General features: G+C 44.8%; 6 protein-coding genes. 3 read left to right on the top strand and 3 right to left on the bottom strand.

What is annotated here, in order from left to right:
- Positions 1-504, top strand: a 504-nt coding sequence (locus tag ABW391_RS18265; protein WP_353483346.1) for a dihydrofolate reductase, incomplete at its 5' end; no start/stop codon positions are given.
- Here the strand turns inward: ABW391_RS18265 and ABW391_RS18260 are convergent.
- The 3 genes from ABW391_RS18260 to pyrG are packed head-to-tail and all read right to left on the bottom strand — an operon-like array spanning position 501 to position 4,120.
- Complete coding sequence (locus ABW391_RS18260) at positions 501-1,046, bottom strand: RNA methyltransferase (protein WP_353483345.1); 546 nt, start codon at positions 1,044-1,046, stop codon at positions 501-503. The two genes, ABW391_RS18265 and ABW391_RS18260, sit on opposite strands and share 4 nt — an antisense overlap.
- Positions 1,036-2,508, bottom strand: coding sequence for a glycosyltransferase family protein (locus ABW391_RS18255; protein ID WP_353483344.1), 1,473 nt, complete (start codon positions 2,506-2,508; stop codon positions 1,036-1,038). The genes ABW391_RS18260 and ABW391_RS18255 overlap by 11 nt, the downstream gene beginning before the upstream one ends.
- On the bottom strand, positions 2,474-4,120 hold the full coding sequence (gene pyrG / locus ABW391_RS18250; protein ID WP_353483343.1) for a CTP synthase: 1,647 nt from the start codon (positions 4,118-4,120) through the stop codon (positions 2,474-2,476). Before pyrG ends, ABW391_RS18255 begins: the two co-directional genes overlap by 35 nt.
- A 579-nt stretch (positions 4,121-4,699) precedes the next feature.
- Between pyrG and ABW391_RS18245 the strand changes: the two genes are divergently transcribed.
- Both ABW391_RS18245 and ABW391_RS18240 read left to right on the top strand, forming a co-directional pair.
- Positions 4,700-7,522 (top strand): TonB-dependent receptor, encoded by a 2,823-nt coding sequence (locus tag ABW391_RS18245; protein ID WP_353483342.1) that lies wholly within the window; start codon positions 4,700-4,702, stop codon positions 7,520-7,522.
- A gap of 22 nt (positions 7,523-7,544) precedes the next feature.
- On the top strand, positions 7,545-7,916 hold a 372-nt coding region (locus ABW391_RS18240), incomplete at its 3' end, for a beta-helix domain-containing protein (RefSeq protein ID WP_502916337.1).

Below are 7,916 nucleotides of genomic sequence, written 5' to 3'. Positions count from 1 at the left end.
ATGCACAAGACCATCATCGCCGCAAAATCCGACAACGATGTCATTGGAAACCAGCAGACTTTGCCCTGGCACATGCCTGCCGATCTGGCCTTTTTTATGGCCCAAATCCAAAACGGGCATTTGTTGACCGGGCGCAATTCCTACGAAACGCCAGAGGGACTGCATGTTTTTGGCAACCGAAAAGACGTCATTCTGGTTACGCGCCAAACAGACTATCCAGTCAAAGAGGGGGTGGCGCTGGCACATTCAGTGGATGAAGCATTTGCATTGGCAGAGAAAATGGGCGTAACCCAATTGAACATCCTGGGCGGTGCTGAAATTTACAAACAAACCATGCACCTCGCTGATGAACTCATCATCACCGAGGTGCATGCCACGGTAAAGGGCGATACTTTTTTTCCAAAAATAGATCCTGCTTTTTGGGCTGAAAGCCACCGGGAAGATCATTCTGCCGATGCTGAGAATCCCTCTGCTTATTCCTTTGTGTGGTATAGGCGGGTTTAGTACTTTTGTGTTTTAAGCTTCACAAACAAATCCCACACCACTATCCCCACACAAACAGCAATATTCAAGGAATGCTTGGTGCCAAATTGGGGTATCTCCAAAGCGCCATCGACTACTTCCATGACTTCATCCGATACCCCGCTGACTTCGTTGCCAAACACGATGGCTAGTTTTGCTCCGGGCAGCGGTGCATACAAATCCAAAGATGTACTGTTTTCAGCCTGTTCGATGGCCAACACTTGCCAACCTTCTGCTTTCAATGCCTCAATTGCAGTTAGAGGGTCTTCGCAGTATTCCCAAGCTACCGATTCGGTAGCACCAATGGCAGTTTTGAGAATTTCTTTATGAGGAGGCTGTGCAGTAATGCCACACAGGTATATTTTGGCAAGGGCAAAACCATCCGCAGTTCGAAAAGCTGAGCCTACATTGAGTGCCGAACGCACATTGTCGAGGACCAGTATCAATGGGGTTTTGGCTTGTGTTTTAAATTCATCTGTGCTGATGCGCTCCAATTCCAGGATGTTCTTTTTTCTAAAATTCATGGTTCTGTTGTGCCGGTTTTTTGAATAAAATGGTTTCTAGTCCTGCTCTTTTGCTGACCAAAACTTTTGTCCATTGTTGCCACAGGATTGCCCTTTGTCCATTGGTGAAATCATTCATTGTACTGGAATAGTAAATATATTGATTGGTATTCAAATTGACCGGACTGAAACCCTCCTGACGGTGGTGCAAATCTCTCCAATGCAGCGGGCCCACTTCAGGAAAAACAGTGCCAACCTCTGCCAATGGAATTTTATGCTGATCGAGGTACTGGATGAGTTCACTCCGCAATCCAAAATGCGCCCAATGAGCGGGGGTGCTGTCCCAGCCTTGGGCGATGCCGCGCGGGTAAATCCAGAAATTGCCACTGAACAGTCCCATCGTAACTACAATCAGCAGGGCAGACTTAAATGCCCCATTGAACTTACCCTGTGCCAATAAAGACAAAAACAACAAATGTCCAGCCAAAAATGTCGGAAGTAAGTACCGATGCGCATTTAAACCTTTAAACAACAAAAAATGAGGCGTTTGAATGAGCAATGCAAGGATAAAAAGCAGCAAGTAAGGCTTGTTGGTTTGGACAAAAGACCGTTTTTGTACCAAGATAAAAAGAAAGCCCAGTACCATAAAAATACGCCCATAATCCAGCAAACGCCAGAGCAATATGAGGCAATTTTTTATTAACCCATTGAAAGTGACATATTTGAAACTTTCCTGCCAGGGCGAATCTCCATGAAAACCGATCCAGGACTTGGCTTGGGCATGGTATACCAGGAATGACACAGCAAAAAGCCCGGATGGCAAATAGGGGAGGAGTGATTGCAACCATTGGCGAAGGTTTTTCCAGGGAAGGTCTTTGTTGATGATTACCTGAAAAACGTACAAAACCACCACCGCCATCATGCCGCGCAAACTTATCATGGCCAATCCCAAGCAGCAAAAGGCGAGTATCAATTGCGCGTTTCGAAGTTCAAACCTGAATTTCGCCGCAATGAAGCCCCACAAAAACAAGGCAATCAAGGCAATATCCGGGCTGACCAGCGACACCTGCCCCAGGATTACAGGATCAACAGCTACCAATAAGGGCAAAAAACGCCCCCAAAATGCGTCCAAAGTTGAGCCAATGCGCAGGAGACCCACATAGAATAAGCCAATAAAAGGCAACATGGCCAGGTGACTTACCAGAAGCGTTTGCCCAAACAATTTCCAGCACAAGGTCAGGTACATCCCAAATCCGCTCGGATGCCCACTGTCGATGACATCAGGAAGTAACAAATACTTGAAATTCTGATCAAAATACCAACCCGCCTGACGCGAAGCCAATTGCACGGTGTCCCAAAAAAAAGGATTTTGGCAATTCCAAGCCCAGGCACTAAACAACAAAAAAAAAGGAACCCAATGCAGGAGCAAGGTTCCTTTTTTACGGGTGTTAAGCGGGAACAATCGTGGCTTTGCTTTTTTCATGCGCCTTATGGTAAGCTACCGCCGCCTTAATGAAATGTACAAACAGAGGATGTGGATTTTCCACAGTACTTTTTAATTCCGGGTGAAATTGTACTCCAACAAACCAGGGGTGATCCTTAAGTTCTACAATTTCCACCAATCCCGTATCCGGGTTGATTCCGGTGGCGACTAAACCAGCCTGCTCAATTTGCTCGCGGTACTTGTTGTTGAACTCGTAGCGGTGGCGGTGGCGCTCACTAATTTTGAGCGTTCCGTAGGCCGATGCTGCTTTCGATCTGCGCTTGAGGTCACATTCAAATGCACCCAGACGCATCGTACCTCCTTTGCTGGTGATGGCTTTTTGGTCTTCCATCATATTGATCACCGGGTAAGGGCCATCGGGATTGACCTCAGTAGAGGCTGCACCTTCCAAACCAAGTACATTTTTGGCAAACTCAACCACCGCGCATTGCATGCCCAAACAGATGCCAAAGAAAGGAATGTTGTTTTCACGCACGTATTTGATGGACTCTATTTTTCCATTGATGCCCCGCTCTCCAAAACCAGGTGCAACCAATACCCCGTGCAAACCTTCCAGTTTTAGCCGAATTTCTTCTGGGTCTCCTTCCAATTCTTCAGAATGGATGGGAATGACCTTTACCTTGGCTTCGTTGGCTGCACCAGCGTGGATAAAGGACTCATAGATGGATTTGTAAGCGTCTTGCAGCTCATTGTATTTGCCCACCAAACCAATTTTTACTTTGGTTTTTGGGTTTTTTAGTTTGGCTAAAAATGACTTCCAACGCGCCAGATCAGGCTCCCGACGGTCGGGAAGGCGCAATTTGGTCAATACTGTAGAGTCCAGGCGCTCATTGAGCATCAGCAGCGGCACATCATAGATGGTTTCAGCGTCAATGGATTCGATGACCGAATTCACATCTACATTGCAAAACAAGCCCAACTTGCGGCGAATGTCCATCGTAATTGGATACTCGGTGCGGCAAACTAAAATATCGGGCTGGATGCCCATATTGAGCAATTCCTTAACCGAATGCTGGGTCGGTTTGGTTTTTAATTCTTTGGCTGCTTTCAGGTATGGAATGAGTGTAAGGTGGATCACGAGGCAGTTGTCGGAGCCCAGTTCCCAGCGCATTTGCCGCAAGGATTCGAGGTAAGGCAGCGACTCAATGTCGCCCACTGTACCCCCCAACTCCGTAATCACGATGTCAAATTTACCGGTGGTACCCAGAATCTGGATCCGGGTTTTGATTTCATCGGTGATATGAGGTATGACCTGAACGGTTTTACCCAAATACCCTCCTTGACGTTCCCTTTCGATAACGGTTTGGTAAACCCTGCCAGTGGTTACATTATTGGCTTGGGAAGTAGGTACGTTCAGAAAACGTTCATAATGACCCAAGTCGAGATCCGTTTCGGCGCCGTCATCGGTTACATAGCATTCTCCATGCTCGTAAGGATTGAGGGTTCCAGGATCAACATTAATGTATGGATCAAACTTTTGGATGGTTACAGAAAAGCCCCTTGCTTGTAGCAATTTAGCCAATGAGGCTGAGATGATGCCCTTTCCTAAGGAAGAGGTTACACCGCCCGTAACAAAAATGTACTTAGTCATATTCGGTTATCAATGATCAGAGAACAGTCATTAAGAACCAGTTATCCACAATTTTCGAGGTTGGACAATGGTTACCTGTGCTCTGGTTGTGTTACGGGTCATAAAGATACGACAATTGGCTAAAGGCGGGCTATTTGGTGATAAATTTCATTCCAACAAATTTAAGTCTGCTTAACCTCGGCTTGAAAAAAGCCATTAAATTATAAAAATATTTTATTTAAATAGCGATAAAGAAGCTATTGGTAATTTGAGTATTGTTAAAGAATGTTTAGTGATTGTATTTAATTAACTGATTATTAATTACTTAAAAAATAATTTTGCGGTTTGTTCATACTTAATTTGCAAATTGTTTACATGTCGTTTACACAAACTTAAACCAAACTTAATCGGAATTGAGCTTTTACGACACAATGAATGCCTTTCTTTGCATTTGGAAAAAATCAACAGCTCCACATGATTGAGCAGCAAACACCACGATCTAACTCACTAATGTTACATTTCTTTCATATTTCTTTTTTCATGGTGCAATCAACTTCTTTTAAACGTCTTGGTGTTCTGTTCCATTTAAAAATCAACTTCATGAAGTACATCTACAGTCTTTCTTTTCAAAAAGCAATTTACACAGTCGCTTTAGTCCTTGGTTTAGGTTTTTTCATGGGGCTAGCTGCTCAAACTAAGCCTGGAACAATTGCTGGAAAAATCATTGACAAATCAAATGGCGAGGCACTGATTGGTGCCACCATTCAGGTAGAAGGAACCGACAGCGGTACAGCTACCGATATCGAAGGAAATTTCACCTTTGAGGTAAATCCTGGATCTTATGTTTTGGTATGCAGCTACGTTTCTTACCAAAACCAAAAAATTCAGGTGGAGGTAAAATCTGGCGAAGTTACCAACCTGAGCGTGGTAATGGCCGAAGAAGTGAATGCCTTGCAAGAAGTGGTTATCGTTGCCACTGTGCAAAAATCCAGTGCATTGGCTTTGTTGACCGAACGCAAAAACCTTGCGCAGGTTTCTGACGGGATTTCTGCGGATGCGATCCGCAAAACGCCTGACCGCACTACCTCAGATGTATTGAAGCGGGTAACTGGAGCCTCTATCCAGGAGGGTAAATTCGCCATCATCCGCGGGATGAACGACCGTTACAACGCAGGATACCTGGATGGCGCCTTGTTGCCTTCCACCGAATCTGACCGTAAGGCCTTTGCGTTTGACGTGGTTCCTGCCAGCTTGCTGGACAACCTGCAGATCATCAAGGCAGGTACTCCAGATTTAATTGGTGACTTTGGTGGGGGCATCATCAAAATCAACACCAAAGCCGTACCAACCGAATTTACGCAGAACATCTCAATTGGTGGGCAAACGCATTCTATTACCACTTTCAAAGACTTCTTGCAATTTAAGCGCTATTCAGGTGAAAGTCTGAACTTTCCGAGCAGCAAGCGCGATGTGCCGAGTTTCCCGGAAAACGGTCTTAAATCAAGTTCACTTTTCCCAAGTGCAGCTGAAAAGCAAAAATTTGCGGACATTACGCAGAACTTCAACAACGACTGGTCTAACGAAACCGTTTCTGCTAGTCCCAACAGTCGCATCGCCTATTCTTTGGGCTTCCCGATTCGTTTGTCTCCTACCAGCAAACTTGGGGTGATTTTTGCATTGAACTATGCCAATACGGCGAAGTTTAGCGAAGGCACGATCAATACTTTCGACGGAGCAGGTCAGGTATCTAATTTTAATGACAAAATTTATCAACAAAACTTCAGTTCTGGCGGCTTGTTGAACGTGAACTACGTAGCTGGGAAAACTCAAATCAATTTCCGCAACCTGCTGAATACCAATACGGACAACAATTCCATCCGCCGTACCGGGATCAGCAACATCAGTGACAACGTACTGGTGCGCAACTATGCCAACCTGATCAACACCAATAGACTTAGCAACTCGATTCTTTCATTCAAGCATGTATTTGGAGACAATGACCTGACCATGAACGCCTCTGTGTACTATTCTTCTATCCGTAGAAAAGTACCTGATTACCGCATTGTCAATTATGCCAACACTGATCCAGCTTCTGAACCCAATAACTACAGCGTTTCATTGGGTGACTTCTTTAACTCCAGTTCAGGGCGTTTTTATTCTGACCTGAAAGAAAACCTCAATGGAGGAACTTTCGAACTGGCCAAGCAATTGAAAGCGAAGTCCAGTACAAAAACAGAACTCAAAGCTGGGTTCTTTATTCAAAATCGGGAACGCGATTTCACCAGCCGGAACTTTGTGTACAACGGTGGCTCTTTGTCAAATACACAAGATCCAGCTTTGGATTTGGGGCAAAGCAGCATTGGTGGAACCAAATTGTATTTACTGGAAAAAACGTCCAACGATCTAGCTTTCTATTCTGGAAAGTCTACCCTGACCGCTTTTTATGGGATGGCCGATCAAAAATTTGCGGATAAATTGAGAGCGGTATACGGTTTGCGTTATGAAAACGTGGACATCAATGTACGCAACCAAAAAGTAAACACTGAGGTTTCGCGCATCAAGCAAGGCGTTTTGCTGCCTTCCGTCAACCTGTCCTATTCATTGAGTGAGAAGGCCAATATCCGTGCTGCTTATTACGGCTCAGTGAACCGTCCTGAATTCCGCGAATTGGCACCTTTTGCTTTCTTTGTATTTGACCGTAACGCGGAAATAAAGGGGAACAAAACCCTTCAGATTGCTAAATTAAACAACTACGACCTGCGTTTTGAACTTTATCCTTCCGGCACCCAGGTGATTTCGGTAGGTGGTTTTTACAAGACCATTCAAAACCCGATTGAGTTGAGCATCGACATTACTCAACCCTTCACCACCTTCACTTACGAGAACGAAAAATCAGCCAATGTATACGGTTTGGAGTTTGAAGTGAGAAGAAACCTGGCATTTTTGGGCGGAAATAAGGAAAGTGGCTTTTTGGCCAGCACCGTTTTCTTTTCCAACCTGGCATTGATCAAATCCCAACTGAGTTTTGATGAAGGATCTTTGGCCAAACAGGATCGTCCTTTGCAAGGCCAATCACCCTATGTCATCAACGTAGGATTGCAATACGAAAGCCAATCCAATGGTTGGTTTGCCAGTGCGGTATTCAACCGGGTAGGTCGCCGGATCGCTTACGTTGGTGTAGATCCTAATTTTGGAGATACGCGTCAGGACATTTTTGAGCAACCACGATCAGTAATCGACTTGCAGGTTGGTAAGAACATCGGAAAACTCAATGTAAAATTGACTGTAGGTGATTTGTTGCGGAAAGACCTCGTGTATTATCAAGATACTGACGCTGACAAGAAGTTTTCCGAAGGAGATCGGACTATGTTCAAATTTACCAACGGTTACACTACTTCGCTGACGTTGAGTTACAACTTTTAATCTAAGTTTAAAACCGAACATAATGAAGAAGAATCTACAAATTTTAATGATTGTGTTGGCTGCTTGCAGCGCGTCATTTCTGGCGGCACAATCCAATTTCAAATTCGAGCCCACCAGTTATGTTGGTGCTCTTTCTGGTGATGCGGCAAAAGATTGGACCAAAGGTTGGACCAATTGGAACCCAAAAACTACTGCTTACCCTGCTCCAACTGATACTACTACGTTGAACGGTATGGTTGCGTCTTTGCCGATCCGTGGTGAAAAAGTAATCACCAACACGGTAACTTTGAGCGCTGATCAAACTTATCTGTTGAAAGGCTTTGTAGTTGTAAAAAGCGGCGGTAAACTGGTTATCCCTGCTGGAACCGTGATCCGTGCTTTGGCTGACCTGAAT

It is taken from the genome of Haliscomenobacter sp., assembly GCF_040403615.1.
In the GTDB taxonomy this organism is placed as follows: Bacteria; Bacteroidota; Bacteroidia; order Chitinophagales; family Saprospiraceae; genus Haliscomenobacter.
The sequence above is the reverse complement of the archived record's forward strand: the minus strand, read 5'-3'. Positions and strand labels throughout refer to the sequence as shown.

Bases quoted from the DNA above. Each gene is read 5' to 3' on its own strand.
- ABW391_RS18255 (WP_353483344.1), bottom strand. From the start codon at position 2,508: ATGAAAAAAGCAAAGCCACGATTGTTCCCGCTTAACACCCGTAAAAAA.
- pyrG (WP_353483343.1), bottom strand. From the start codon at position 4,120: ATGACTAAGTACATTTTTGTTACGGGCGGTGTAACCTCTTCCTTAGGA.
- ABW391_RS18245 (WP_353483342.1), top strand. From the start codon at position 4,700: ATGAAGTACATCTACAGTCTTTCTTTTCAAAAAGCAATTTACACAGTC.
- ABW391_RS18260 (WP_353483345.1), bottom strand. From the start codon at position 1,046: ATGAATTTTAGAAAAAAGAACATCCTGGAATTGGAGCGCATCAGCACA.